Raw genomic sequence first — 23,160 nt, forward strand, 5'->3', positions numbered from 1 at the left:
AACCCATCGATTCCGATACATCAAGAAAGATGTAACGGAAAAGATACATCGATCGCGATGTAGTGTGAGGGGCATGAACGGAGTCGAGCTGTTCCTGCTGGGCCGCATCCTCATGAAGATCGGCGAAGGGGCCATGCCCGAGCCCGAAGGCGGTGAGCTGGGCCACGGCGGCAGCGTCCGGTCCGTCCTCATCGTGGCCAGCGACGTGTCCGCGCACCCCGACAGTGCCGTCGGGGAGATCGCCGCCCGCACCGGGCTGCCGCAGAGCCAGGTCTCCACGGCCGTCGCCCGCCTCAAGGAAGCGGGGGCCGTCACCACCGCCCCCGACCCCGCCGACCGCCGCCGCCTGCTGGTCCGTCAGGCCCCCCGGGCCTCGGCCCGGGTGGCAGCGGTCCGGTCGACCACCATCGAGGACGCCCTGGCCGCGGCGCTGGGGGACCCGGCCCCCGAGCAGCTCCGCGAGGTCGCCGACGCCCTCGACGTGCTGGCCCGCCACCTCTCCCCGCGGACCCCCGCCCGCCCCCGCAGCTGACGCCCCGCCTCAGCAGACCGGGCGCCGGCCCGCGTCCCGGGCGGCTTCCTCCGCCGCCGCCACCGGGGGCGGCAGGTCCGGGACCGGGGCGTCGAGCGGCACCAGCCGCCCCGCCCGTCCCGGCAGCGCCGCGGGCCCGCCCTTGGCCGTCACCCGGCCCGCCGGGACGGCCTCCAGGGTGCCGAGCGCGGCGACGTACGCGGGGAAGCTCTCCGTGTCCCGCCGGTGCCGCACCGGGTCCCGGAAGCCGCCCAGCGCCGGGTAACCGTCCTGCCCGGTCAGCGTGTACGACGTCGTCACCACCCGGTACACCGCCTCCGGCCGCAGCGCCGCGCCCCCGATCAGGACGTCGGCGGGCGCGACCCGGTCCCCGGCGGGCCGGGCCGGGTCGAAGGAGTAGCGGACGTTGGCCGACACCGCGAGCGGCGCGTACGTCAGGACGCCGTGCGCGTCCGGCGCCCACTGCTGCTCCAGCGCGTCGTGCAGCTGCGCCCCGCTGACCGAGGCCGTGACCAGCGGGCACCCGTACCCCACGGCGCGCCACGCCCGTTCGAAGGTGACGAGGTCGTCGCCGGGCGCCGCCACCAGGTCCGTGTTGATCACGCTGCGGCCCACCCGCGGCGCGAGCGCGATCAGCGCCAGTTCCGCGACCCCGACGCCGACCCCGATGCCAACGCCGCCCCCGGGCCCGGAACCGCCCGCGACGCCCGCCGCAACCGAACCGCCGCCCGGCCGCGGGCTGGTGTCGAAGGGGTCCGGCGGCTGCCGCGCCGCCCACAGCGCCCAGTCGGCCACCAGGTTCCCCATGGTGCTCTCCCCGGCCGCCGAGAGCCGCCGCCGGAAGGGGGCCCGCTGGCGCGCGACGGCCCGCCCGGCCCGCCGGCGCGCGTACCCGGCCCAGTAGTCCACCACCTCCCGCAGCGCGGGATCGGCGGGCACGTCACGGGTGTTGGGGTGGTTGGTCGAGGTGGTCAGCTCCCGGAGCACCGCGCCCGTGTCCGGATCGAGCCGCAGGACGATCTCGTTGACGATCTGCCCGTGACAGCCCGCCTCCACGAAGGGCCGCGGCCGCCCCGCCGGGTCCGGCAGCATCATGGTGAAGGCCCGGTGCCAGTGCCCGGTCACGATCGCGTCGATGTCCGCCGACACCCGCAGCGCCAGCTCGTACGCCGGGCCGCTCGGCGCGGTCCCCGAGTCGAAGGCATCCCCGGCCACCGCCCCGTCGTGCATGCTCAGCACGATCGCGTTGACCCCCTGCGCCTTCAGCAGCGCCGCGCACCGGTCGGCGGCGGCCACCTCGTCCGAGGTCCGCAGGCCGGGCTGGAACGAGTTCGGCAACCCCTCCGTGCCCAGCGCGGTCAGGTGGATGAACCCGACGGGCAGCCGCCGCCCGCCCGGCGCGCTCACCCACTCGACGTGGCACGGGGGCAGTACGGGAACCTCGGCCCCCTCCCGCCCCGCGGTCACCGCCGTGACATTGGCGCTGTAGTAGCGGAAGTCGGCGCCGTGGAAGGGCCGTCCCGCGGAATCCGGGAACGAGTGGGCGGCCCCCGCCCCCTCCACCCCCGCGCCCGCGCCCCGTTCCATGTGCTGCGTCAGGAAGCCGGGCGTCCGGTCGAACTCGTGGTTCCCGGCGGTCGCGAAGTCCAGTCCCATCCGGTTCAGCGCCTCGATGGTCGGCTCGTCGGCCAGGCTGAAGGCGGGGAACTCCCACCCCGAGAACAGGTCGCCGGGAGTGAAGAAGAAGGAGTTCGCCCGCCCGGCCCGCAGCCGCTCCAGATGGGTGGCCATGCAGGCGACCCCGCCGACGGTGTACGTCGCCCCGTCCGCCCCCGTGAGCACCGCGTCCCGGGCCGGGGGACCGCTCAAGTGGCCGTGCAGATCGGTGATGTTCAGCAGCTGTACCTCGACGTACCCGGCCGCACTGGCCGCGTCGAGCCCCGCCGCAGCGCCCGCGACCGCGGTCCCGGTCAGCGCCTTCACCCCGACCGCCCCCGCGGCCGTCAGGAACCGCCGCCTGCCCACGCCCGCCCCTGCCATCGTCCCCGTCCCCCTGCACCGCCCGGCCGCCGTCCCCCTGCCCAACGTGCGGCGGGGACGAGCGTCACGCCCCACCGGGCCGTGAGCCCGAGGTGGGGCGACGGCCCTTACCGCAGACCCGTCCCCGGCCCGTCAGTCCGCCACCACCGGAGCCGGAGCCAGCCCCGCCGCCGCGAGCCCGGCGAGCACCGCCTGCCCCAGCGTCTGCACGGCCGACAGCGGCCGGACCATCACCGTGAACTCCTTGATCCGGTCCTCCTCGTCCAGGTGCAGCAGGTCGATCCCGTGGATCTCCTTGCCGTTCACGGTCGCCCGGAAGACCAGCACCGCCGCCGGTGCCGCCGCGCCGTCCACGGACCTCTCGGCGGCCCCGTCGAACCGTCCGACGTAACGGAAGTCCTCGAAGGTCCGCAGCAGCACCCCGAAGAGCCCCAGCACCATCGGCCGCCCCTCGAAAGGCGTGAACTTCACCGGGCTGTAGAGCCGCACGTCCTCGGTGAACAGGTCCTCCAGGGCGTCGAGATCGCGGCGGTCGACGGCATCGCGGAAGCGGTCGACGGTGCTCGGCGTGGTCATGGCATCTCCTCATGCTCGATACTCGCAAAACTGATTACTCAATTTCTTGACTATGATGGCCCAGGGTCACGCCCGTGACCAGAGACCCGTGACACACGACGGGAGAAGAAGGAGGCGGCAGCCGACATGGCACTGCGCCACGCCGTACTGGCGGCGCTGCTCGACGAGGAACTGAGCGGCTACCAGCTGGCCAAGGCGTTCGACATGGGAGTGGCGAACTTCTGGCACGCCCTCCCGCAGCAGCTCTACGTCGAACTCGCCAAGCTGGAACAGGAAGGCCTCATCGCGGGCCGCGAGGTCGTCCAGGACACCCGCCCCAACAAGCGGCTGTTCCGCGTCACCCCCGCCGGCCTGGCCGAACTGGACCGCTTCACCGCCGCCGCCACCAAACCGTCCTTCATGCGCGACGACCTGGTCGTCAAGGTCCAGGCCGCCGACCACGTCGACACCGGCGCCCTGATCACCCAGCTCACCGAACGGGCCATCTTCGCCACCGCCAAGATCGAACTCTTCGACGCGATGCTGTGGAAGATGCGCGGCCGGCGCACCGAAGAGGAGTTCCTGCGCCACGGCGACCGCATCGGCCCGTACCTCACCTGCCTGCGCGGCCTCGACTTCGAACGCGCCAACCGCGACTGGTACGAGCGCACCATCACCGTCCTGCGCGCGAGGCGGCCCGACCATGGCTGAGCGCCCGACCCCCGACGCGGCCCGCCTCCCGCACCCGGCCGACCGCCCGGCCCCCTCCCGCGCGCGAGGCGGCCCGACCGCGCCCGGTTCCGCCCCCGACGCGGCCCGCCTCCCGCACCCCGCGCCGCTGCGCTACGTCGCCCTCGGCGACAGCCAGACCGAGGGACTCGGCGACGGCGACGACACCACCGGCCTGCGCGGCTGCGCCGACCGCCTCGCCGAGCACCTCGCCCTGCACCACCCCGGCGTCCTGTACGCCAACCTGGCGGTCCGCGGCCGCCTCGCGGGCCAGGTCAGGGCCGAGCAGCTGCCCGCCGCCCTCGCCCTGCGCCCCGACCTGGCCACCGTCGTCGCCGGAGTCAACGACCTGCTGCGGCCCCGCTTCGACCCCGACGGGACCGCCGCCCACCTGGAGGCGATGTTCGCGGCGCTCACCGGCCAGGGCGCCCGCGTCGCCACCGTCACCTTCCCCGACATAGGCCGGCTCGTCCCGCTCGCCCGGCCCCTCGGCCCCCGCGTCACCGCCCTCAACGCCCGGATCCTGGACGCCGCCCACCGGCACGGCGTCGCCGTAGCCGAGACCGCCCGGCACCCCGTCGTGACCGACCCCCGCCTGTGGAGCCCGGACCGCCTGCACGCGAGCCCGCGCGGCCACGCGCTCATCGCCGCCGCCGTGGCCCACGCCCTGGCCCTGCCCGACGCGGACGACTCCTGGACCCGCCCCCTCCCCGGCCCCGGCCCGGCCCCCCGCACCCTTTCGACCGAACTCCGCTGGGCCACCGCCTTCCTGACCCCCTGGCTCACCCGCCGCCTCCGCGGCCGCTCCTCGGGCACGAACCGCACCGCAAAACGCCCGACCCTGCTCCCGGTGTGACCGTTCAGGCAGAGGTAGACCCCCGGCGGCCGCCCGAACCGGGCCATGCGCCACACGGTCCGCCACCGCACCGGCCGCGGCGGCTGCTGTAGCAGGGTGAAGCCCGCCCACGCGGCGAGGTAGAGCGGCACCACCGGGGCGGGCCCGGGACGGGATCTCCCGCACGCAGGCGCGACACGTGCCACCGCTGCGGGTGGCCGCTCCCGTCTGCGATCCTGAACGAGACGGTGCCCAGGCGCCGGTCAGCTGCGTACAGGTCGGGATCACCCGGATCACGTCCGCTGCGGTCAGCAGACCGTCGTCATCCAGGTCCACCAGGACGTCGACGTCCCCGAAGTCCGGCAAACGACGCCACGCGACGTTCCGGCCGCCGGACAATCCCAGGCAGGAGCCGGGTGCGGCGAGAGTCCCCGCCGCGCCCGAGCCCCGGACCGTGCGGAAGGCCACCCGCCGGGAACGGATCGCCCCGGCGCCCGCTCCCGTGCTCGCCCCCGCCCCCGCCCCCGCGCCCTCCGCACGCCCGACCCGCCTCACCCCCGCAGCGCGTCGTGGGCCGTCAGGGCGGCGGACAGGCGGCGGGCGTCGGCCGGGGACGTGGCGTCGTAGCCGGTCAGCAGGTGGATCCGGCCGAGGCGGTAGGTCAGGGTGTTGCGGTGCACCGTCAGGGCCTCCGCGGCCTCCGCGCGCCGGTGGCCCGCCGCGAGGAACGCCCGCAGCGTCTCCAGCAGATGGGGCTGGTCCGCCAGCGGCGCCAGCGTCCGGGCGAGGGCGTCGCGGGCCGGGCCCGGCTGGACGAGCTGGTACTCCACGGCCAGATCGGCCAGCCGGTACAGCCCGGGGGAGCGCCCCAGCGCCTCGGCCAGCGCCAGCACCTCGCAGGCCTCGGTGTGCGCCTGCGCGACCGCATCGTGGTCCCGCGCGGTGGCCGCCGCCGCGATGCAGGGCAGCTCGGCCGCCGCGTCGAGCCGCGCCAGCAGCCGCCGCGCCGCACACGGCCGCCGCTGCCCCCTCCCGCCCCGGGCCGCCGCGCCCCCGCCCTCGGCCTGCTCCTGCGCCACCGGTACGAGCAGCACGCCGCCCTCTCCCTTGAGCGTGGCCAACACCTCGGGATTGCGGTCGAGTTCGGTCCGTACGGCCCGCAGCATCCCCGTCGCGGCGCCGCCCTGCGCGTCGGGCAGCCGGAAGACCACCACGTCGTACCGGTCCGCGAGCGTGCGCCCGTACCGCTCCGCCGCCCGCCGCGCCGGACGGCCCGCGAGCAGGACGTCGGCCAGGTTCCGGCCGTGCTCGCGCTGCTCCCAGTCGAGGTCGGCCTGTTCGCGGACGTACGCCGCCGCCACCTTCGGCATCACCTCGCCGAGGAACGCGAGCAACCGCGTCCCCAGCACGTACGGATCGCTCCCGGATCCGCCGTCGTCCCCCGAGCCCCCTCCCCCAGAGCCCCCATCTCCCGCGCCCCCGTTCCCCGCACCCCCGCCCCCCGCCGCAGCCAGCGCCAGCTTCCACGCCTCGCCCGCGCCCAGCGAGTACACCCGCAGCACCGCCTCCAGCGGCACCCCGTCCCGCGCCCGCTCCGCCCCCCACGCCACCGGCGCGGCCAGCTCCCGCGCGTCCGGGAGCCGCCCCTCCGCGAGCGTGGTGAGGAACAGCCGCAGCACCGCCTCGGTGTTGGCGAGCAGGTCCCCGTCGATCACGCTGTCGGGCAGCAGCCGGTAGGCCGGGATCCCGGCGGTCAGGTGGGCGACGGTCGCCGCGGCGATCGCCCCCACCTCGGGCAGCAGCGCGGCGGCGAATGCGGACTCGTCCATCCGCGCATTGTCACCGCGCACAAACGCGGGTGGAAGCTTTCTGCGCGTACCGCCAGGGGACACGCGGCACCGGCCGGAGCATCCTGTGCAGTCCGACGACCTGCAGCCCGACCGGAAGAGTGGCGATGACACCGACTCCGACCGTGACACCCACACCCACACCCACAGCGACAGCGCCCGCACGCCCCCTCCGCCGGTGGCTCGCCCGCGCCGCCCTCCCCCTGGCGCTCACCCTCGCGGCCACGGCCGCCCCCGCGGTCCAGGCGCAGGCCGCACCCGACACCGCCCCTGTCGCCCCCACCACCGCGGTCTCCACCTCCGGCGGGATCAACGACTTCTCCTGCCGCCCCACTTCGGCCCACCCCGAGCCGGTGGTCCTCCTCCACGGCACCTTCGCCACCTGGTACGAGGACCTCAACTACCTCCAGGCCGACCTCGCCGCCCGCGGCTACTGCACCTTCGCCCTCACCTACGGCGCCTACGACGGCTTCCCGCTGGTCGGCGGCCTGAAGCCGGTGGCCGTCTCCAACCTGGAGATCAAGGAGTACGTCGAGCGGGTGCGCGCCGCCACCGGCGCGGCCAAGGTCAGCGTCGTCGGCCACTCCGAGGGCGGCCTGCAGGCCCTCTACCTCGCGAAGATGCAGGGCATCCAGCCGCACCTCAAGGCGGTCGTCGCCATCGCGCCCCCGACCCACGGCACGGACGCCGCGCGCCTGGTCGACCTCGGCGACACGCTCCTCGGCCGCGGCACCCTCGACCACATCGCGGCCACCCTCGGCATCCCGGTGCTGTCCGACGAGTTCCCGGGCGGGCCCGCCATCGTCGCCCTCAACGACGGTCCGGTGGCCCAGCGCGGGATCGCGTACACGATCATCTCGTCCCGCTACGACGAACTCGTCACCCCGACCGAGACGGCGTTCGTCCGCGAACCGGGCGTCGCCAACCGCTACGTGCAGGACTCCTGCCCCCTCGACCCGGTGGGCCACATCGGCGAGGCGTACGACCTCAACGTCTGGCACCTGGTCCGCAACGCCCTCGACCCGGGCCGCGCGACCCCGATCCTGGTCTGCGCGGTCGGCTCCCCGGGCTGAACGGGGCCGGCGCCCTCCGCAAGGGGGACACGGAAACGGCGAGGAGTCCCGAACCGCCGGCCTCCTCGCCCCCTTCACCGTACCGCGCGCCGGGGGGCTTGCGGCAAGGCCCCCTCCGTACCGCAGAATCGGCGGCCCGGGGCCCGGACCGACAGCGGATCCGAGGCCTGGACCTGCGGAAACGAGGAGTCGCGCCATGCGTGTGCTGTTGTCTACCTGGGGCTCGCGCGGGGACGTGGAGCCGCTGGCCGCCCTGGCGGTCGCGCTGCGGGAACAGGGCGCCGAGGCGGTGCTGTGCGCCCCGCCGGACGAGGAGTTCGCGTCCGTGGCGGCGCGTGTCGGCGTACCGCTGGTGCCGCTCGGCCCGTCCGTGCGCTCGGTGGTCTCCGGCCCCAGGCCGCCGACGGCGAAGGACGCCTTCCGGCTCGCCCCCGAACTGGTCGCCGCGCGCTTCGAGACGCTCACTGCGGCGGCCGAGGGGTGCGACGTGCTGCTGGCGACCGGCCTGATGCCGGCGGGCGCACGGGACGTGGCCGAGCAACTGGGCCTCGGTTACGTGTACGCCTGCTTCCACACCAGCGGGCTGCCCTCGCGGGAGTTCCGCCCCGCCGCCCGGCCGGGCCATGGGTCCGCGGGGGACGAGAGCGACCACCGCGCGCTGTGGGAGGAGGACGCCCGGCGGGTGGACGCGCTGTACCGCGAGGCGCTGAACGGCCACCGCGCGGCGATCGGCCTGCCGCCGGTCGCGGGCGTCCGCGACCACGTCTTCGGCGACCGGCCGTGGCTGGCGGCGGACCCGACGCTCTGGCCGGCGCACGACACGATGGACCTCGACCTGGTGCGCACCGGCGCGTGGATCCTGCCCGACGACCGCCCGCTGCCCCCTGACCTGGAGGCGTTCCTGGCCGCGGGCCCGCCACCGGTGTACGTCGGCTTCGGCAGCATGGCCGCCCACGCCCCCCAGGACATCGCCCGGACCGCCCTGGAGACGGGCCGCGCCCTCGGCCGCCGCGTCCTGCTCGCCCGCGGCTGGGCCGAACTGACCCCGGCCGCCGACGCCGTGCCGGCCGCCGACGCGGTGCCGGGCCCCGACCCCGCGCGGGACCCCGACCGCGCGCCGGACCCCGACCCCGCGCGGGCCGCCGCAGAACACGCTCCGGCCGACTTCTTCGTCGTGGGCGACGTGAACCACCAGGCCCTGTTCCGCCGGGTGGCCGCCGTCGTGCACCACGGCGGCGCGGGCACCACGACGACGGCCGCGCGGGCCGGCGCCCCCCAGGTCGTGCTGCCCCGGATCGTGGACCAGCCGCGCTGGGCCGCCCGCGTGGCCGAGCTGGGCATCGGCGCGGCGCACCACGCGCCGGACCCGACGACCGACTCCCTGTCCGCCGCCCTCCGCACGGCCCTGGCCCCCGAAACCCTGGCCCGGGCCCGTTCCGTCGCCGCCACGATCCGCACCGACGGCGCCGCGGTGGCCGCGCGCCTGCTGCTCGACGGGGGCGGCGGGTGCGGCGGAGGCAGCCGCCGCCCCCACTGACCGTCAGAACCCACGGCAAGACGGCTCATTCACGCGGCGCGTGCAGCCCCGAGACGACCATGTGCACCAGCAGGTCGTACGTCTCGTCCAGCTTCTCCGGTAGTTCGAAGGCGCCCCCGGTCTCCAGCTCCGCGAACCCGTGCACCACCGCCCGCAGGCAGCGCGCCGCGTGGATCGCCGCGGAGTCCTCCAGCCCGTACGCGCGCAGGGTGGCCAGCATGATGCCGATCAGCCGCGCCCCCGCCTCGGCGGTCCGGGGCTCGGGGCGCTGGACGAGCACCGCGTACCGGCGCGGATGGCGCCGGGCGTAGGTGCGCCAGGCCGTCATCAGGGCGCGGACGGCCTCGTCGGAGGAGCGGCCGAGGACGGCCGCGCCGACCTCGTCCGCCATCTCGTTCATGATCCGCGCCGAGAGCAGGTCGCGCAGCTCGGCCAGGTTGCGTACGTGCTTGTACAGCGAGGGGGTCGCCACCCCGGCCCGGGCGGCCACCGCCGACAGCGTCAGCGCGACGGGCCCGCCCTCGACGCCCCCGGCGCCCGCGGCCGCGCCACCCGCAGCCACACCCGCACCGCCCTCGTCGATGAGCTGCAGCGCGACGTCGACCACCGCGTCCGCCGAGAGCGCCGCCCTAGGCACCGGCGCCGTCCTTCAGGAAGCCCAGGATCAGGGCGGCGGTCTCGGCGGGGAACTGGGCGTGCGGGTAGTGGCCCGCCCCCTCGACCATCTCCAGCCGGCCCACCCCCGCGGCCATGCCCGCCACGATGCCCTCGCCCTCGGCCCGGGGGTCGGCCCAGTCGGGGTCGAGCGTGCCCTCGACGATCAGTGCGGGGCACCGTACGTCGGCCAGCCGCGCCCCCGCGTCGGTCGGCGCCGACATCCCCATCGCGGCCACCACGGCGATCCGCCCGGGCCTGCGCAGGTCGGCCTCCAGGGAGGCGAGGCGCGCGTCGAGGCCGGTACCGGCGCCGTGCGGGGCGTCCGGGGCTGCCTCCCCGGCCCGCATCCCCGGGTGCGCGTGGCGCAGGTACCGCTTCCACAGCCCCACGCTGCGCAGCAGCCCCGTCCCCATCAGGAGCAGCATCCCCTTGCGGTAGCGGGCCCGCGTCGCGAGCGCGCCGAAGTCGATCTTCTGCGCCCGCGTGAAGGGGGCGATCTCGACGACCGCGCGGACCAGTTCGGGCTCCTCGGCCGCCGCGATCGTGGCGGCGCCGCCCGCGAAGGAGTGCCCCACCAGGACGGCGGGACCGCCGCCCAGGTGCCGGACGAGCGCGAGCAGGTCGCCCGCCACGTCGGTCCGGGTGTACGAGGCCCACCCCGCGTCGGATTCGCCGTGTCCCCGCAGATCGGTACGGGCGACCCGGTGGCCGGCGTCGACCAGGAGCGCGGCCAGCGCCCCGTACGCCCCCCGGTTGTCGCCCATCCCGTGCGCCAGCACGATCAGCGGCCCCTCGCCCGTGACGTCGTACGCGAGCCGTCCGCCGTCGGTCCGCAGGAACTCGGTCATCGCTCTGCCCTCTTCCGGGAAGTCCGTGGGCTAATACCCATTGCCTTAAAGCTAAGGCTATTAGCCTGCGGCGTCAAGGGGTCGCGAGAGGACGAAGAAGGGGGCTAAGGCGAGAAGAAGGCGGCTATGCGGAGAGGGAGCCGACGGCGGAGCGGAGGGGGCGGAGGCCGAGCGAACGGCACACCGCAACGCAGGGCGGCGCATGGCAACCGACGCCCGCTGAACGCGCTCCGATTCCCGCCCGGCCCGGACAACGGCCGGGCCGGGCGGGAACGGTCGAGCACACGCCCCCTGTAGTTCTCGGCACGGGAGCGGGCCGCTTCCGGATGGAAGGCCGACACCAACGGTGCCTTGCACCCATTGACGGGGGTCGGCGCCGCGATTGCAAGGAAAACCCGGAACTTCCGCGGCAGGCGCACGCTTGTGCCCTCGACCAGCACCGGAACGGTCATCCGTGTTCACGCGGACGTCGTTCCGTGATCGGCATTGTTCCGTGAATCCATGATCACGTGGCGTCACGGAGGGTCGGCGGTCCATGCTGAGCTTCCCCAACGACCGGCCGGCACCCGGGCGTTGAGGATTCCCGTGCCCCGGTCCCGGATGGCCGCACGGACAGCAAGGCCGACCCCCAACGAAGTCGAGGACGACCCATGCCGAAGAAGTACATCGTGTTCATCGTCGCGCTGCTGATGGTGCTCGGCTGGAGCGTCGCGATGACCGCGATGGGCCAGAGCGCCGCGATCGCCACCCTCGCCCCGGCCCTCGGGCTGACCGTCCAGCAGATCCTCCAGGCGGCCCGGTCCCGGACCACCGCCGCGTCCGGGCACCGCGTGGCGACGGTGCCCGACGGGGAGGACCGCACCCCGTGACCCTCCCCTTCGATTCCACGGCCGCGGCCTCCCAGCCGGCGCTCGCCCGCCCCGGCCGCAAGCTCGGCCCGATGGCGGACACCGTCGGCAGCTCGCACCGGGCCTGGCTGGAGCACACGCGCGACAGCTACCTCGCCAGCGGCCTGACCCTCAGCGAACTCGGCCTGCGCATCCCGCTCGCCAAGTCCAAGCTCTCCGAACTGCTGCGGGGCCTGGGCCTCTACCCCCGCTGGGAGGTCGTCCACCGCCTCTCCGTCGAGCTGGACATGCCCGTCTCGCCCCTGTACCGGCTGTGGCGCCAGGCCGCCCTGGACGCGCAGAAGACCCACGAGTGGGTGCAGCGCTCCAGCGACAAGTCGGCCCTGACCACGCCCCACCCGCACCCGCCCGTGGCCCACGAACCCTTCCGCCGGACCGTGGAGGGCGACTACCGCCGCTACGCCCAGGCGTTCCTCGCCGACGGGCCGCGCGACGCGGCCGTCGACGACACCTTCGACATCCTCTGGCTGTCCTGGAACAGCGCCCTGGCCAGCCCCGACATACGCCGCTACGCATGGAACATCCTGCGCGCCACCGTCATGGCCAAGACCCCCCACCTGGACGGTCGGCCCGAGCTGGGCTCCGCCGTCTTCGACACCGTCGCCGTGCGGGACCTGGTCAGCGAGTCCGACCGTACGGAGCAGCTCGCCGAGAGCCTGGAACTGTTCCGCGCCATCAGCCGCCTGCCCGACCACCTCCTGGACGTCATGGTGCTGCGCCACCTGTGCGGCAACACCGTCGAGGAGACCTCCGCACTGCTGGGCGTCCCGCCGGCCACGGTGAACTCCGACGAACGCCACGCCGTCCGCGTCATCTTCCCCCCGCCCGAGAGTGAAGGCCCCCTCGAATGACAGCCGTCGAAGCGATCCTGGCCCGGGCGCTGCTGGTCCGCGACCGCGCCGTCCCCCGGGACGTCGTCCGCCCCCGCCCCTACCCGACCACCGACCCCTACCCGACCACCGATCTCCACCCGACGGCAGACCTCCACCCGACGACCGGCCTCCACGCCCCGGTCCGGTCCCGCACGCCCGCCCCCACCCCGGCCACCACCACGGCGGCCGAGAACCTGCGCGCCCTGTGCGAGACGCTGGTCACCCACACCCCGGCCGTCACCGTCACCGGGTTCGTCACCGACCAGGTCCCCGAGCCCCGCAGCGCCCTGGTACTGGCCTGCGTACTCCAGCTCACGGAAGCCGACGACGGCGCCCGCTTCTGGTGGCAGTACGCGGCGGGCGCCGGCCAGGCCACCGCCGCCTACTGCCTCTACCTCCACCACCTGTCCCTCGGCGAGCACGAGGCGGCCCAGTGGTGGCACCGCCAGACCGACGACGTCCAGTCGTCCCCGCCCGCCGCCCCCGCCCCCGCGTCCGGCTCCGCCCCCGCATGCGATGCGGAGCCCGAGGAACGGATCACCAGCTCCTCCACCACCACGATCCTGCGCGTCCTGCACCGCCTCGCGCAGCAGATGACCCGCCACCGCTCGGCCGCGGTCACCGAACTGATGGATTACATGCCGACCGCGGTCGCCACCGGCTACCTCCGCGAGCCCGACGTCGAACTCCCCCTGCCCGGAACCGACTTCGCCGCCCGCATCCGCACCCTCCTCACCCCCCGCCCGCACACCTCGACCCCGCCCCCACCCCGCCGCCCCCGCACGTCGACCCCGCCCCGCCCCGCCGCTCCCGCGCCCTCCACCCCGTGGGAAACCGCCACCCGCTGAGCCCCCCCGGCACCCACATCCCGCCTCAGCGGCCGGTCAGTACGCAGCACTCGTCACGCAGCACTCGTCACGCAGCACTCGTCACGCAGAACTCGTTCCCGTCGGGGTCGGCCAGCACCACGCGCCCGCCGGCCCCGACGCCGACCCGCTCCGCCCCGAGGGAGAGCAGCCGGTCCACCTCCGCCTCGGGGTCGGCGCCCTGCGGTACGGCCAGCTCGAAGCGCACCCGGGGACGGCCCACCAGCGGCGCCACCGGCGGACCGCCCCAGGTGATCTTCGGGCCGCCGTGCGGCGAGCGGATCGCGGTCTCCTCGTCCTGGTCCCAGACCAGCGGCCACCCCAGCGCCTTGCTCCAGAAGTACCCGACCTCCTGCGAACCGTCGCAGGCCAGCGCCCCGACGAAGCCGCAGTCGGCGAGGAAGGAGTTCCCCGGCGGGATCACGCAGAACTCGTTGCCCTCGGGGTCGCAGAGCACCACATGGCCCTCGTCCGGGCGCTGGCCGACGTCGATGTGCCGCCCACCGCGCTCCAGCGCCCCGTCCACCGTGCGCCGCTGGCCCTCCAGGGACGTACTCGTCAGATCGAAGTGCATCCGGTTCTGCTCGGCCTTCGGCTCGTGCCGCTCGACGAAGCGGAGCCGGAAGCCGGTGTCGTCCAGGGGCAGGACCACGGCACCGTCCCCGGCGTCGTCGCCCGCGCCCTCGGCCACCTCCCAGCCGAGGACCCCTGACCAGAACCGCGCGAGCCGCGCGGGCTCACTCGCATCGAAACAGACCGCGAACAGTTGAGAGCTCATCCGCCAGAGACTAGGCGCGAGCGCTCCCCACCGCAGCCGAGTATCCGCCCGCCCGCCGCCAGGGCGGTCCGCCCAAGGGCCCGCTACGGCGCCACCCGCCCCGCATCCGGTTTCGTGTGCAGGATCTCCCGCGCCTGCTCCGCGGCCCGCGTGATGCTCTCGCTGACGAAGTCGACGAAGCGCGCGATGCTCTCCAGCCGGGTCGCGGCCGGGGTGCCGGGGCCGAGGACGCCCACGCCCTGGCGCGCGGTCGCGACGAGCTGGGCGGTGGCGCGGGCGCTGGCCATCATCGACTGGTACCAGACGTCGTCGTCGACCACGTACCGGTCGCGCCGCCGCTCGTCGCGCTCCCGCCGCACCAGCCCCTGCCCCTCCAGGAACGTGATGGCCTTGGAGATGGACGCCGGGCTCACCTGGAGGCGCCGGACGAGTTCGGACGCCGTGAGACTGCCCGCGTCGGTGGTGTAGAGGCAGACCAGCACCCGGGCCGTCATCCGGGGCAGGCCGGAGGCCATGAGGACGTCCGTGAACACCTCCTCGTACGCGCGCACGGCCTCCGCGTCCCGCCCGTCGGCCGCCGGCGCCGCCCCGGCCCCCCGGTCCACGGCCGGCCCGCGCCGCTGCGCCCGCCGCTCGGTGGCGCGGTGGGCGAGGTCGGCGCGGTAGGCGGTCGGGCCGCCGTTGCGCATCACCTCGCGCGTGACGGTCGACGTCGGACGCTCCAGCCGCCGCGCGATCTCCGCGTAGGCGAGCCCGTCGGCCAGCCCCAGCCCGATCTGCCGGCGTTCCTGCTGGGTGAGCCTGCCTCCCGGCATCGGGATCTCCTTCATACGTCATCGAAAAACCCCACGATAGCGTTCACTCTCATCTCATTGCAACGCACTTCCCGGCCTGTGTTGCGTTGAGCGTCATTCCATTGCAACGATTTGCTGCCACTGGCCTGCAAAAACAACGGAGTTACGCAACAAGCCAGTTGTCTACTCCATAAACGCAACGTAGCTTTTCACTCATCAGAAACACCCGGTCGCACCTACCGAAAGAGACGGACCCCATGCAGAAGTTCTCCACCCCCACCCCCGTCACCGCCGTCCTCGACGTCCCCGCGGGACACATCCGCTTCATCGCCGCCGACCGCACCGACACCACCGTCGAGGTCCTCCCCGCCAACCCGTCCCACGCCGGCGACGTGAAGGCCGCGGACCGGATCACCGTCGCCTACGCAGAGAGCGACGGCATCCTGCGCATCGAAGCCGCACCGGCGAAGAACCGCGCCCTCGGCAGCTCCGGCTCCGTCGAGGTGACCGTCCAGCTGCCCGCCGGCTCCCACATCGAAGCCAAGGCGGCGGACGCCGAGTTCCGGGGCGTCGGGCGCCTCGGCGACGTCGTCATCGAGACCGCGCGCGGATCGGTCAAGCTCGACGAGAGCGCGGACAGCCGCCTCACCCTCCAGGCCGGCGACGTCACGGTCGGCCGCCTCGGCGGCGCCGCGGCGATCAGCACCCAGAAGGGCGACCTCCACATCACCGAAGCCGTGCGCGGCGCCGTCGAACTGCGCACCGGATACGGCAACATCGCCGTCGGCGCCGCCCGCGGAGTCTCCGCCTCCCTGGACGCCGAGACCCAGCACGGCCGCGTCCACAACGCCCTGCGCAACACCGAAGGCGCCACCGCCCCCCTGCACATCCGCGCGACCACCGCCTACGGTGACATCACCGCCGCCGGCCTCTGAACCCCGCGCACCGCACCACCCCGCGCACCGCACCGCGCAGTTCCCACCGAAGACCGGCCGCAGGCCCTAGCCTGATCGGCCATGCGAAAGATCATCCTCATGATGTCGGTGTCCCTGGACGGATACATCGAGGACGGCGACCGGCAGATCGACTGGCACCAGGTCGACGACGAACTGCACCGCCACCTCAACGACGAGATCCGGGCCATGGGCGGCCTCCTCGAAGGCCGCACGACCTACGAACTGATGGAGGACTACTGGTCCACGGCCGACACCGACCCCGCCGACACCGGCCCCACGGCCGACTTCGCCCGCATCTGGCGGGACACCCCCAAGTACGTCTACTCGCGCACCCTCCAGCAGGCCGGCCCCAACGCCACGATCGTCCGTGACGTCGTCCCCGAAGAGGTCGCCGCCCTCAAGGCCGCTCCCGGCGGCGACCTCGGCCTCGGCGGCGCCCACCTTGCCGCCTCCTTCCTGGCCCACGACCTGGTGGACGCCTACCGCATCTACGTCCACCCGGTCCGCATCGGCCGCGGCACCCCCCTCTTCCTCCCCGTGGACACCCCACCGGCCCCGCTGCGCCTGGAAGGCACCCACACCTTCGCCAACGGCGTCGTCGAACTCCGCTACGGGCGCCCGTAGGACCCGTAAGGCCGTAGGAACCGGAAGGAACCGCACGGTCTCGGCGAGGGCCGCCAGGGACCCCCGACACGCCCCCGACACCACCCCGTCGGTGATCTGTCGGGCCCCGCCGAGCCCTGTCGGTCCGCTGTCGGCGCTCCACGGGCGAGGCCTGCCACCTTTCGGAGAGACGGCCGGGACCCCCGGCCGCCCACCCGAAGGAGCCCCCATGCCCACCACACCCAGCACCCCCACCCGCACGCCGGTCACCATCATCGGCGCGGGCCTCGGCGGCCTCACCCTGGCCCGCGTCCTCCACCTCCACGGCATCCCCTCCACCGTCTACGAGGCGGAAGCCTCCCCGGCGGCCCGCGCACAGGGCGGCCTGCTCGACATCCACGACTACAACGGGCAGCTCGCCCTCCGAGCGGCCGACCTCATGGACGAGTTCCACGCCATCGTGCTGGAAGGCCGCCAGGCCATGCGCGTCCTCCAGCCGGACGGCACCGTCGTGCTGGACAAGCCGGACGACGGCACCGGCGGCCGCCCCGAGGTCCTGCGCAGCGAACTGCGCCGGATCCTCCTCGACTCGCTCCCGCCCGGCACCGTCCGCTGGGGCCGCAAGGTCAGCGGCGCCCGCACCCTCGGCGAAGGCCGCCACGAAGTGACCTTCGCCGACGGCGCCACCCTCACCACCAGCCTGCTGGTCGGCGCGGACGGCGCCTGGTCACGGGTCCGCCCGCTGCTTTCCCCCGACACGCCCCGGTACACCGGCACCTCGGTCGTCGAGACGTACCTCTTCGACGCCGACACCCGCCACCCGGCCACCGCCAAGGCCGTCGGCGGCGGCATGCTGATCGCCCCCGCTCCCGGCAACGAGATCTTCGCCCACCGCGAGCGCGGCGACACCCTGCACGCCTACGTGGCCCTGACCAGGCCGCTGGACTGGTTCGACGCCATCGACTTCACCGACCCCACCGCCGCCACCGCACGCATCGCCCGCGAATTCGACGGCTGGGCACCGGAACTCACGGCCTTGATCACCGCCACCGACACCGCCCCGGTCCTGCGCCCGCACCACGCCCTCCCGACCGGCCACCGCTGGGACCGCGTACGGGGCACCACCCTCCTCGGTGACGCGGCCCACCTCGCCGCCCCGAACGGCGAAGGCGCCAACCTCGCCATGCTCGACGGCGCCGACCTCGCCCAAGCCCTCGCCGCCCACCCCGACGACACCGAAGCCGCCCTCGCCGCCTACGAACGCACCCTGTTCCCCCGCAGCGCCGAAGACGCCACGTTCGAAGGCGTGAACCTCACCGACATCTTCTCCGCCGACAACCCCACCCACGGCCTGCTCGACCTCCTCGCCGGCAAAGAGGTCAGCTGAGCGGGTCCAGGCCGACGAGGAGCCGGGCGACCCCGAGTCCGGCGGTGAGGTATTCCTCGAAGATCCGGTTGTTCAGAGCGAAGGGGGATCGTTTCCGCCGGACGGTGTCGACCGCTCCGGCCGTCTCCCACCCCAGCTCGACCAGAGCCCCCGGCCGTCGACCCAAGAGTGACCGCCCATCCACAGTCCGGCCGTGATCTCGTTCCAGGGATCCTGAGGTTCGGGCGCCCCATGGCCCTTCTGGCGTATCCGCAGCGCGGTCCTCCTTCCGCCCCCGCCGCCAACGATGCGTAGCCGGCCGCCTCCGCCGGATCACACCACCGGAGGAGCACCCCCGCCACCGCGCCGCTCAGCACAGATCATCCGCACGACGGCGATCTCCTGCTCGAAGTCGGGCACGTACAAGTCATTGAGGTGGATCAGCAGCTTGCGCCCACCGCCGGCCAAGTAGGCATACGCGACCGTCTCCGGTATGTGGCTCGCCCCGCTGGTCAGGGGCTCGGTCCGGATGTCCTGGACCTCCGCCCAGGCAAGCCGCCGCGTCCGGAGCGGACCGCGGAGCTCGATGCCGTCACGGTCGATCGAGGTACCGCTGCGAGGAAGCGAGAAGGCCACGCCCACGAACAACAAGACCATCAGCGCGCTCGCCGCCGCCTTGACCTGGTCGCTGACAAATTCCGGAAGGCCCCAGGTGAGAGTGAGGAACCCCAAAACGGATGCGCCGAAAAAGGTCAGCGTGCGGGCCGCCTTCCACCCGGTCACCCGATACCGGCGCGGCACATCCTGTGTCCCCATGATCACCCCTCCTGGAAGCAGCCACTGTAGAACGGGCAGCGAACCCCCCTGAAGCCGGAATGGCTCGTATGTCAAACCCCCCGGTTGCCCGCTCACCCACGGGACCCCGACGGCGACAGCGGCCCGGCGTGGGTGGAAAGGCAGGGGTGACATCAGGGGACGGTCAGGGAAAGGCAGGGGTGACATCAGGGAACAGTCATGACATGGTCAACTCGCTTCTGATATCTGCGACTTGGGGGCGTCATGGCAGGTAGCCCAGTGGTATTCCTTCTTGCTGCGGTATGGCTGGCGATTGCGCTGATCCCGCTGCGTTCGCCCGCGGCTCGAAGGGGCCTGGCGGCGTTCGTTCTGGGGGTGTCCGCCCTGGCGGTCATCGCTATCGGAATCCTGGCACGGCAGGCGGAGGAGAATCCCGCCCACCAGAGCGATGCCATGTGGTCGGCCATGCTGGTCGTAGGGGCACTGGTGGCTCCGGCCGCCATCGCCGCCTTGGTGCGCAGGGCCCGCGCCGGCGGCGTGAGTTGAGATCCGCTCTAGTTGATCTTGAGGTTAGAGTGACCGGGCGTACGAGGGTCGGCCGACCGACCGTCGACGCCCGAAGCAGGAAAAGGGAACTCCGAGCGTGAAGAAGATGAAAGCCGCGGTCGTCGCGGCCGCCGTGATGGCAGGTCTGCTGATGTCCGTCGCCCCGGCTGAAGCCGCACAGTGCAAGGGGGGCGGCGGGGCTCTCTACATCTGCGAGTACGGGGTGACCGAGCACACGCTGTTCACCGGCGAGGAGGAAGAGTTCCTCATCGGCCTCGACTCCGCGGTGTGGACGCGCATGACCAGCGACGGCCACTGGGGAGGGTGGAAATCGCTGGGCGGAGTCGCCCGGAGCGGCGTGACGTACCACCCGGCCGGCTATGGAGGGATCACCGTGTGGGGCGCGGACGGCGCCATCTGGAACAGGCGCCGAACCGACGTCACCCAGGGCTGGACCCCGTGGGGAAGGGCCCTGCGGTAGACGGCCCTGGTCGGCGCTACTGCCAACCTGGGCCATGATCGGGGGATGAAACACGGACCCGATCTGATGGCTGCTGTGAAGGCGTTGTGGGAGGACTTCAGCTCGGCTCCTTTCCCTCCGGGGCTGGCGGGCGCCGAACGGGCGGGTTTCGACCTCGTCATGGTGGACTCGGACATTGCCGGCTGCGTGCACACCTGGTTGCACGATGAGGGCACCCTCGATGAGCGCCGTTACCGGATCCTCCAGTGGCGCGGGTTTCAGCTCGGCAAGATCCTCACCGTGCTGGGCGAGGACGACAGCCTGGCCTACTGGCAGCAATTGTCCCGGCTGGCCGAGCTGGTCGGATCCACGGACCCCGGCCCGCGGATCTCGTTCCCCCAGGTCGACAGTTGAGCTTCACCGTGGAAACCCATCGGCCGGCTCGCCGGCCGCCGGCGCCAGGTTGTGCCATGCATGGGCACACTGCCCCTTGCAGTGCATCAACCGGCGTCGGGTGTCGGCGACGGCGAACACGGAGACGAGCACACGGAAGGCCGTGACGTGTTCGTCGGCGGGCAGGCATGAGAACCCGTAGCGCGGCGGGTCCATGCAGATCATCACCGCCGGATTGGCGGTGGCCTTCACCCCCGACCGCACCACACCGGTGCGACCGTCCGCCGCCGTGATGTGGGCCTGCATCGCGTAGAGGCCCGCCTTGTGCAGCACCTCCTGCCGCCGGCCCGGCTCCAGGCTCGTGAACCAGGCCACCCCTTCGTCCAGAGTGCAGAGTCCCTGCGCGATCCCGTTGACGACCCGCTCGGTCCCGTCCCCACACGAAGTGCCGCCCGGGCTACTCGATTCGGTCACCCCTCAATCGTTCCACAGCGCCCCTCCGGGGCGAGCGCACAGAGCCGGACCGACCGACCGACCTCCCGCGCAGCGGACAAAAACGGATGGCCGGGCGCACGCGTGGCCCGGCAGGATGCCCGCATGACCTTGCTGCCCACCCCCGAGCTGCGCACGGCCCGCCTGCGCCTGCGGCCCTTCACCGACGCCGACGCGGCGCCGCTGTACGCCCTGCACAGCAGCGCCCACGTGCTGCGTTACTGGGACTCCCCGCCGTGGACCGACCCGGCCCGTGCCCAGCGCTTCCTCACGACCTGCCGCACGATGGAGGAGGAGGGCACAGGAGCACGCGTGGCCATCGACCGCGCCTCCGACGGCGAGTTCATCGGCTGGTGCGGCCTGCACCAGTGGAACCCCGACTTCCGCAGCGCCTCCCTGGGCTACGTCTTCGCCCCCACCGCCTGGGGCCACGGCTACGCCACGGAAACCGCGCACGCCGTCCTGCGCTGGGCCTTCGACACCCTGGACCTCAACCGCGTCCAAGCCGAAACCGACACCCGCAACCTGGCATCCGCCCGGGTCCTGGAGAAACTCGGCTTCGTCCGCGAAGGCACCCTCCGCGAGGACTGCATCGTCAACGGCGACGTCTCCGACTCCTGGATCTTCGGCCTCCTCCGCCGCGACTGGCACCCGGCCTGACCGACCGACCCCGAAACCGCGTCTTCGGACCTGGACGTGGAATACGTCCACGGGCTGGTCGATCCGGCTCCGGCTCAGCCACCGAGGTCCGCCGCCAACTCGTCGCGCCAGTGCACGGACATGCGCAGGTCCAGGATCGTCGCGGCCGCCGCGGGCAGGGGCAGCAGGAGGAATCGGCGCAGGGCCCCGGCCGCGGCGTGCCGTCCGCGCCACGCCGTGAGGTCGGCCGCGGTGACGGGTGCCGGGTCCGGCTGGTGGCGGGCCGCGTCGAGCAGTCCGCGGACGGCCCGGGTCTCCGCTTGGATGGTCCGCATCAGCAGATCGAGGTCCCCGTCGGCCGCGAGGTCCACCGGCTCGCCCCGGCCGGCCTGCTCCAGCGCCCGGGCGATCGCCGGGTAACCGTCGATTCCGGTCTCGGACGCCAGCCGCGTGAGCTGCGCCGCCACTGCCGAGCGCAACCGCCCCGGCGGAGTCCGCTCCACGAGAGCGCCGAGGTCATAGTCGCGTACGACGGTGACCGGGTGCCGCGCCTCCGGCACCGCGTCGAGGACCGGCAGCACCAGGGCACTGGCCAGGGGCGTCGCCGCGTCGTCCGCCGGGTCCCAACTGATGCCGTGCTCCGCCTCCAGGCCCGTCAGCAGCCTGGCGTAGGCGGCGGTCGAACCGGGCCAGGGATCGACGCCGATCCGCTGCCACTGCTGGCCGCCCGGTCCCACTGCCGGTCGCCCGTCGGGTCCGGTGACGTAGTCCTCGCGCGGCGATGTGACCCGGTGGCCGGCCTCCGGCCGCTCCGTGCCGTCCTCCACGACGGTCGCGCACACCTCTGCCCCCTGCTTCGCCAGCCGCACCACCCGCGTTCCGCGGGACAGCCGTCCCATCACCTCGGGACGGCCGAACTGGGGGTCACCGCCCTCCTGCGTGGCGTATGACCACCCCTCGCCGCATGACCCGGCCCGGACCATCGGGCGGTGCGCAGCCCAGGGCGCGCCGGCAGACAGCCGCGCCTGCTCGCGGCTGCGCGGCGCGACGGTCGCCGGCACGGAGCCCAGCCGGTCGAGCACCTCGTCGGGGCGGATGCCCGCCACGAACACGACGTCAGGTTGTCCGGGCGGAGCGGACCGGTGTCCGCTCCCGAAGGTGCTGAAGGCGTAGGCACCGTCGGACTGGGGGACGGGCGGAGCCGGTTCGGCTGCGGGTTGGACCTGCGGCTCGGGGGACGCGGCGGCGAGGCCCAGGGCGGAGGCAGGGTCGGCGACGACCGTTGTGCCACCGTCCCAGATCAGCCGGCCGTCGTGAGCCAGGGGTGTCCGCCCGTCGAAGGGCACGCCGGTTTCCAGGGCCGTGGCGAAGTCGGAGAGCACGTTCCGCAGTCCCGGCCAGGCGGTGAAGGTCGAGCCCGTCTCGTCGAAGTACCGGCCGACCCGCCCGTGGTGCGGGCCGGGACGCGTGACCAGGAAGAGTCCGTCGGAGGACTGCCAGCCGATGCCCAGGGTGATCAGCAGTCGTTCGTGCGGCCAGTACGCGTACTCGTCGCGCTCCTCCTCGTCGAACTCGGACTCCCCCTCGGCAACGTCCTCCCCGACCCCGCGCAGGAACTCGGCGCTCCAGACGATCTCCCCAACTCCGGACGGTGGTCCGTAGTAGTCCAGCCGGAGCGTTCCGTCCTGGAGCTCCACACCGTTGTGCCGAAGCAGCGACCGTTTCAGATCGGGCGGGAAGGCCACGCCCAGCCGGAGTTCGGCCGCCGCAATGTCCGCCGGGAGGGCCGGCGGTCGCAGCAGCCCGTGGGTGACGGGTGCGTGCCGCGCGAGCCAGCTCTCTATGCGGTCCCAGGATTCTCCGACGGTGAACGTGATCATGTCCGGCACCCTAGGCGCGGGCACTGACACCGGCCGGCCGAGCCGGCCGTGGCGACTATGGAGACAGCGAAGGGTAACGGTTCATCAGCTTGATAGGAGATCAGGCCATGCAGTTTCCTGAAAGATCGCCAATGGGAAACGAAAGGGGCCAGATAGTGA

Annotated in this window: 26 protein-coding genes; 15 read left to right on the top strand and 11 right to left on the bottom strand. The window is 73.5% G+C overall.

Annotation, left to right across the window (positions count from 1 at the left end; genetic code table 11):
- The first annotated feature begins 73 nt into the window (after nucleotides 1-73).
- On the top strand, nucleotides 74-532 hold the full coding sequence (locus tag AC0693_RS34000; RefSeq protein WP_478803904.1) for a MarR family winged helix-turn-helix transcriptional regulator: 459 nt from the start codon (nucleotides 74-76) through the stop codon (nucleotides 530-532).
- Nucleotides 533-541: 9 nt separating this feature from the next.
- On the opposite strand, the gene AC0693_RS34005 is transcribed toward AC0693_RS34000, so the two are convergent.
- Together AC0693_RS34005 and AC0693_RS34010 are read right to left on the bottom strand one after the other, a co-directional pair.
- Nucleotides 542-2,572: a bifunctional metallophosphatase/5'-nucleotidase gene (locus tag AC0693_RS34005; RefSeq protein WP_478803905.1), complete on the bottom strand. Its 2,031-nt coding sequence runs from the start codon at nucleotides 2,570-2,572 to the stop codon at nucleotides 542-544.
- Nucleotides 2,573-2,704: 132 nt separating this feature from the next.
- Nucleotides 2,705-3,148 carry a nuclear transport factor 2 family protein gene (locus tag AC0693_RS34010; protein WP_478803906.1) on the bottom strand — a complete coding sequence of 148 codons (444 nt, stop codon included), beginning with the start codon at nucleotides 3,146-3,148 and terminating at the stop codon, nucleotides 2,705-2,707.
- A 126-nt stretch (nucleotides 3,149-3,274) separates the two neighbouring features.
- Between AC0693_RS34010 and AC0693_RS34015 the strand changes: the two genes are divergently transcribed.
- Nucleotides 3,275-3,838 carry a PadR family transcriptional regulator gene (locus tag AC0693_RS34015; protein ID WP_469339570.1) on the top strand — a complete coding sequence of 188 codons (564 nt, stop codon included), beginning with the start codon at nucleotides 3,275-3,277 and terminating at the stop codon, nucleotides 3,836-3,838.
- Nucleotides 3,831-4,712, top strand: a complete 882-nt coding sequence (locus AC0693_RS34020) for an SGNH/GDSL hydrolase family protein (RefSeq protein WP_469339568.1) — start codon at nucleotides 3,831-3,833, stop codon at nucleotides 4,710-4,712. Before AC0693_RS34015 ends, AC0693_RS34020 begins: the two co-directional genes overlap by 8 nt.
- A 530-nt stretch (nucleotides 4,713-5,242) precedes the next feature.
- Here the strand turns inward: AC0693_RS34020 and AC0693_RS34025 are convergent.
- Complete coding sequence (locus tag AC0693_RS34025; RefSeq protein ID WP_478803907.1) at nucleotides 5,243-6,520, bottom strand: PucR family transcriptional regulator; 1,278 nt, start codon at nucleotides 6,518-6,520, stop codon at nucleotides 5,243-5,245.
- Nucleotides 6,521-6,663: 143 nt separating this feature from the next.
- Here AC0693_RS34025 and AC0693_RS34030 point away from each other — a divergent pair, with 143 nt between their 5' ends.
- Entirely contained in the window at nucleotides 6,664-7,611 is a 948-nt protein-coding gene (locus AC0693_RS34030; RefSeq protein WP_478803908.1) for an esterase/lipase family protein, read from the top strand.
- A 196-nt stretch (nucleotides 7,612-7,807) separates the two neighbouring features.
- The gene (locus AC0693_RS34035) at nucleotides 7,808-9,148 is read left to right on the top strand and encodes a glycosyltransferase (protein ID WP_478803909.1); all 1,341 of its coding nucleotides are present in this window, start codon (nucleotides 7,808-7,810) and stop codon (nucleotides 9,146-9,148) included.
- Between the two features lie 25 nt (nucleotides 9,149-9,173).
- Here AC0693_RS34035 and AC0693_RS34040 read toward each other — a convergent pair whose 3' ends face one another.
- Both AC0693_RS34040 and AC0693_RS34045 read right to left on the bottom strand, forming a co-directional pair.
- Complete coding sequence (locus AC0693_RS34040; RefSeq protein WP_478803910.1) at nucleotides 9,174-9,785, bottom strand: TetR-like C-terminal domain-containing protein; 612 nt, start codon at nucleotides 9,783-9,785, stop codon at nucleotides 9,174-9,176.
- Nucleotides 9,778-10,653, bottom strand: a complete 876-nt coding sequence (locus tag AC0693_RS34045) for an alpha/beta fold hydrolase (protein ID WP_478803911.1) — start codon at nucleotides 10,651-10,653, stop codon at nucleotides 9,778-9,780. The genes AC0693_RS34040 and AC0693_RS34045 overlap by 8 nt, the downstream gene beginning before the upstream one ends.
- 650 nt (nucleotides 10,654-11,303) lie before the next feature.
- Here AC0693_RS34045 and AC0693_RS34050 point away from each other — a divergent pair.
- From AC0693_RS34050 to AC0693_RS34060, 3 genes are read left to right on the top strand one after another with little or no spacing between them, the layout of a single operon-like run.
- Nucleotides 11,304-11,522 carry a hypothetical protein gene (locus tag AC0693_RS34050; RefSeq protein ID WP_356412870.1) on the top strand — a complete coding sequence of 73 codons (219 nt, stop codon included), beginning with the start codon at nucleotides 11,304-11,306 and terminating at the stop codon, nucleotides 11,520-11,522.
- Nucleotides 11,519-12,412: a sigma-70 family RNA polymerase sigma factor gene (locus AC0693_RS34055; RefSeq protein ID WP_478803912.1), complete on the top strand. Its 894-nt coding sequence runs from the start codon at nucleotides 11,519-11,521 to the stop codon at nucleotides 12,410-12,412. The genes AC0693_RS34050 and AC0693_RS34055 overlap by 4 nt, the downstream gene beginning before the upstream one ends.
- A complete protein-coding gene (locus AC0693_RS34060) occupies nucleotides 12,409-13,281 on the top strand; it encodes a hypothetical protein (protein WP_469320273.1) in 873 nt (290 codons plus the stop codon). Before AC0693_RS34055 ends, AC0693_RS34060 begins: the two co-directional genes overlap by 4 nt.
- A gap of 67 nt (nucleotides 13,282-13,348) precedes the next feature.
- Here AC0693_RS34060 and AC0693_RS34065 read toward each other — a convergent pair whose 3' ends face one another.
- Together AC0693_RS34065 and AC0693_RS34070 are read right to left on the bottom strand one after the other, a co-directional pair.
- A complete protein-coding gene (locus AC0693_RS34065) occupies nucleotides 13,349-14,077 on the bottom strand; it encodes a VOC family protein (protein WP_478803913.1) in 729 nt (242 codons plus the stop codon).
- A gap of 83 nt (nucleotides 14,078-14,160) precedes the next feature.
- Nucleotides 14,161-14,892 carry a GbsR/MarR family transcriptional regulator gene (locus AC0693_RS34070; RefSeq protein ID WP_469320271.1) on the bottom strand — a complete coding sequence of 244 codons (732 nt, stop codon included), beginning with the start codon at nucleotides 14,890-14,892 and terminating at the stop codon, nucleotides 14,161-14,163.
- 236 nt (nucleotides 14,893-15,128) lie between these two features.
- Between AC0693_RS34070 and AC0693_RS34075 the strand changes: the two genes are divergently transcribed.
- From AC0693_RS34075 to AC0693_RS34085, 3 genes are all read left to right on the top strand, one after another.
- Nucleotides 15,129-15,806 carry a DUF4097 family beta strand repeat-containing protein gene (locus AC0693_RS34075; RefSeq protein WP_478803914.1) on the top strand — a complete coding sequence of 226 codons (678 nt, stop codon included), beginning with the start codon at nucleotides 15,129-15,131 and terminating at the stop codon, nucleotides 15,804-15,806.
- A gap of 81 nt (nucleotides 15,807-15,887) precedes the next feature.
- A complete protein-coding gene (locus AC0693_RS34080; RefSeq protein WP_469339539.1) occupies nucleotides 15,888-16,451 on the top strand; it encodes a dihydrofolate reductase family protein in 564 nt (187 codons plus the stop codon).
- A gap of 208 nt (nucleotides 16,452-16,659) precedes the next feature.
- Nucleotides 16,660-17,817 (top strand): FAD-dependent oxidoreductase, encoded by a 1,158-nt coding sequence (locus tag AC0693_RS34085; protein ID WP_478803915.1) that lies wholly within the window; start codon nucleotides 16,660-16,662, stop codon nucleotides 17,815-17,817.
- On the opposite strand, the gene AC0693_RS34090 is transcribed toward AC0693_RS34085, so the two are convergent.
- Together AC0693_RS34090 and AC0693_RS34095 are read right to left on the bottom strand one after the other, a co-directional pair.
- Complete coding sequence (locus tag AC0693_RS34090; protein ID WP_478803916.1) at nucleotides 17,810-17,983, bottom strand: hypothetical protein; 174 nt, start codon at nucleotides 17,981-17,983, stop codon at nucleotides 17,810-17,812. The two genes, AC0693_RS34085 and AC0693_RS34090, sit on opposite strands and share 8 nt — an antisense overlap.
- Before the next feature lie 146 nt (nucleotides 17,984-18,129).
- Nucleotides 18,130-18,612, bottom strand: a complete 483-nt coding sequence (locus AC0693_RS34095; protein WP_478803917.1) for a PH domain-containing protein — start codon at nucleotides 18,610-18,612, stop codon at nucleotides 18,130-18,132.
- A 258-nt stretch (nucleotides 18,613-18,870) separates the two neighbouring features.
- Here AC0693_RS34095 and AC0693_RS34100 point away from each other — a divergent pair, with 258 nt between their 5' ends.
- The 3 genes from AC0693_RS34100 (at nucleotide 18,871) to AC0693_RS34110 (ending at nucleotide 20,011) form a co-directional block, all read left to right on the top strand.
- Nucleotides 18,871-19,137 carry a hypothetical protein gene (locus AC0693_RS34100; RefSeq protein WP_478803918.1) on the top strand — a complete coding sequence of 89 codons (267 nt, stop codon included), beginning with the start codon at nucleotides 18,871-18,873 and terminating at the stop codon, nucleotides 19,135-19,137.
- A gap of 106 nt (nucleotides 19,138-19,243) precedes the next feature.
- Complete coding sequence (locus AC0693_RS34105; RefSeq protein WP_469320291.1) at nucleotides 19,244-19,618, top strand: hypothetical protein; 375 nt, start codon at nucleotides 19,244-19,246, stop codon at nucleotides 19,616-19,618.
- Nucleotides 19,619-19,663: 45 nt separating this feature from the next.
- Nucleotides 19,664-20,011, top strand: a complete 348-nt coding sequence (locus AC0693_RS34110; protein WP_478803919.1) for a hypothetical protein — start codon at nucleotides 19,664-19,666, stop codon at nucleotides 20,009-20,011.
- 3 nt (nucleotides 20,012-20,014) lie between these two features.
- Here AC0693_RS34110 and AC0693_RS34115 read toward each other — a convergent pair whose 3' ends face one another.
- Nucleotides 20,015-20,464, bottom strand: a complete 450-nt coding sequence (locus AC0693_RS34115; RefSeq protein WP_478803920.1) for a DUF5958 family protein — start codon at nucleotides 20,462-20,464, stop codon at nucleotides 20,015-20,017.
- A 123-nt stretch (nucleotides 20,465-20,587) separates the two neighbouring features.
- On the opposite strand from AC0693_RS34115, the gene AC0693_RS34120 reads away from it, so the two are divergent.
- Nucleotides 20,588-21,142 (top strand): GNAT family N-acetyltransferase, encoded by a 555-nt coding sequence (locus AC0693_RS34120; RefSeq protein WP_469320261.1) that lies wholly within the window; start codon nucleotides 20,588-20,590, stop codon nucleotides 21,140-21,142.
- Nucleotides 21,143-21,216: 74 nt separating this feature from the next.
- Here the strand turns inward: AC0693_RS34120 and AC0693_RS34125 are convergent, their stop codons facing one another.
- Nucleotides 21,217-23,001, bottom strand: a complete 1,785-nt coding sequence (locus AC0693_RS34125; RefSeq protein WP_478803921.1) for an SMI1/KNR4 family protein — start codon at nucleotides 22,999-23,001, stop codon at nucleotides 21,217-21,219.
- Nucleotides 23,002-23,160: the final 159 nt, after the last annotated feature.

The sequence above is a fragment of the Streptomyces sp. NPDC043876 genome, from assembly GCF_056435825.1.

What these genes read in the sequence shown, in the direction of transcription:
- AC0693_RS34120 (WP_469320261.1), top strand. Translation starts at nt 20,588, where the DNA reads ATGACCTTGCTGCCCACCCCCGAGCTGCGCACGGCCCGCCTGCGCCTG.
- AC0693_RS34085 (WP_478803915.1), top strand. Translation starts at nt 16,660, where the DNA reads ATGCCCACCACACCCAGCACCCCCACCCGCACGCCGGTCACCATCATC.
- AC0693_RS34075 (WP_478803914.1), top strand. Translation starts at nt 15,129, where the DNA reads ATGCAGAAGTTCTCCACCCCCACCCCCGTCACCGCCGTCCTCGACGTC.
- AC0693_RS34015 (WP_469339570.1), top strand. Translation starts at nt 3,275, where the DNA reads ATGGCACTGCGCCACGCCGTACTGGCGGCGCTGCTCGACGAGGAACTG.
- AC0693_RS34125 (WP_478803921.1), bottom strand. Translation starts at nt 23,001, where the DNA reads ATGATCACGTTCACCGTCGGAGAATCCTGGGACCGCATAGAGAGCTGG.
- AC0693_RS34095 (WP_478803917.1), bottom strand. Translation starts at nt 18,612, where the DNA reads ATGGGGACACAGGATGTGCCGCGCCGGTATCGGGTGACCGGGTGGAAG.
- AC0693_RS34070 (WP_469320271.1), bottom strand. Translation starts at nt 14,892, where the DNA reads ATGCCGGGAGGCAGGCTCACCCAGCAGGAACGCCGGCAGATCGGGCTG.
- AC0693_RS34105 (WP_469320291.1), top strand. Translation starts at nt 19,244, where the DNA reads ATGAAAGCCGCGGTCGTCGCGGCCGCCGTGATGGCAGGTCTGCTGATG.
- AC0693_RS34010 (WP_478803906.1), bottom strand. Translation starts at nt 3,148, where the DNA reads ATGACCACGCCGAGCACCGTCGACCGCTTCCGCGATGCCGTCGACCGC.
- AC0693_RS34060 (WP_469320273.1), top strand. Translation starts at nt 12,409, where the DNA reads ATGACAGCCGTCGAAGCGATCCTGGCCCGGGCGCTGCTGGTCCGCGAC.
- AC0693_RS34080 (WP_469339539.1), top strand. Translation starts at nt 15,888, where the DNA reads ATGCGAAAGATCATCCTCATGATGTCGGTGTCCCTGGACGGATACATC.
- AC0693_RS34050 (WP_356412870.1), top strand. Translation starts at nt 11,304, where the DNA reads ATGCCGAAGAAGTACATCGTGTTCATCGTCGCGCTGCTGATGGTGCTC.
- AC0693_RS34020 (WP_469339568.1), top strand. Translation starts at nt 3,831, where the DNA reads ATGGCTGAGCGCCCGACCCCCGACGCGGCCCGCCTCCCGCACCCGGCC.
- AC0693_RS34035 (WP_478803909.1), top strand. Translation starts at nt 7,808, where the DNA reads ATGCGTGTGCTGTTGTCTACCTGGGGCTCGCGCGGGGACGTGGAGCCG.
- AC0693_RS34000 (WP_478803904.1), top strand. Translation starts at nt 74, where the DNA reads ATGAACGGAGTCGAGCTGTTCCTGCTGGGCCGCATCCTCATGAAGATC.
- AC0693_RS34065 (WP_478803913.1), bottom strand. Translation starts at nt 14,077, where the DNA reads ATGAGCTCTCAACTGTTCGCGGTCTGTTTCGATGCGAGTGAGCCCGCG.
- AC0693_RS34025 (WP_478803907.1), bottom strand. Translation starts at nt 6,520, where the DNA reads ATGGACGAGTCCGCATTCGCCGCCGCGCTGCTGCCCGAGGTGGGGGCG.
- AC0693_RS34045 (WP_478803911.1), bottom strand. Translation starts at nt 10,653, where the DNA reads ATGACCGAGTTCCTGCGGACCGACGGCGGACGGCTCGCGTACGACGTC.
- AC0693_RS34005 (WP_478803905.1), bottom strand. Translation starts at nt 2,572, where the DNA reads ATGGCAGGGGCGGGCGTGGGCAGGCGGCGGTTCCTGACGGCCGCGGGG.
- AC0693_RS34110 (WP_478803919.1), top strand. Translation starts at nt 19,664, where the DNA reads ATGAAACACGGACCCGATCTGATGGCTGCTGTGAAGGCGTTGTGGGAG.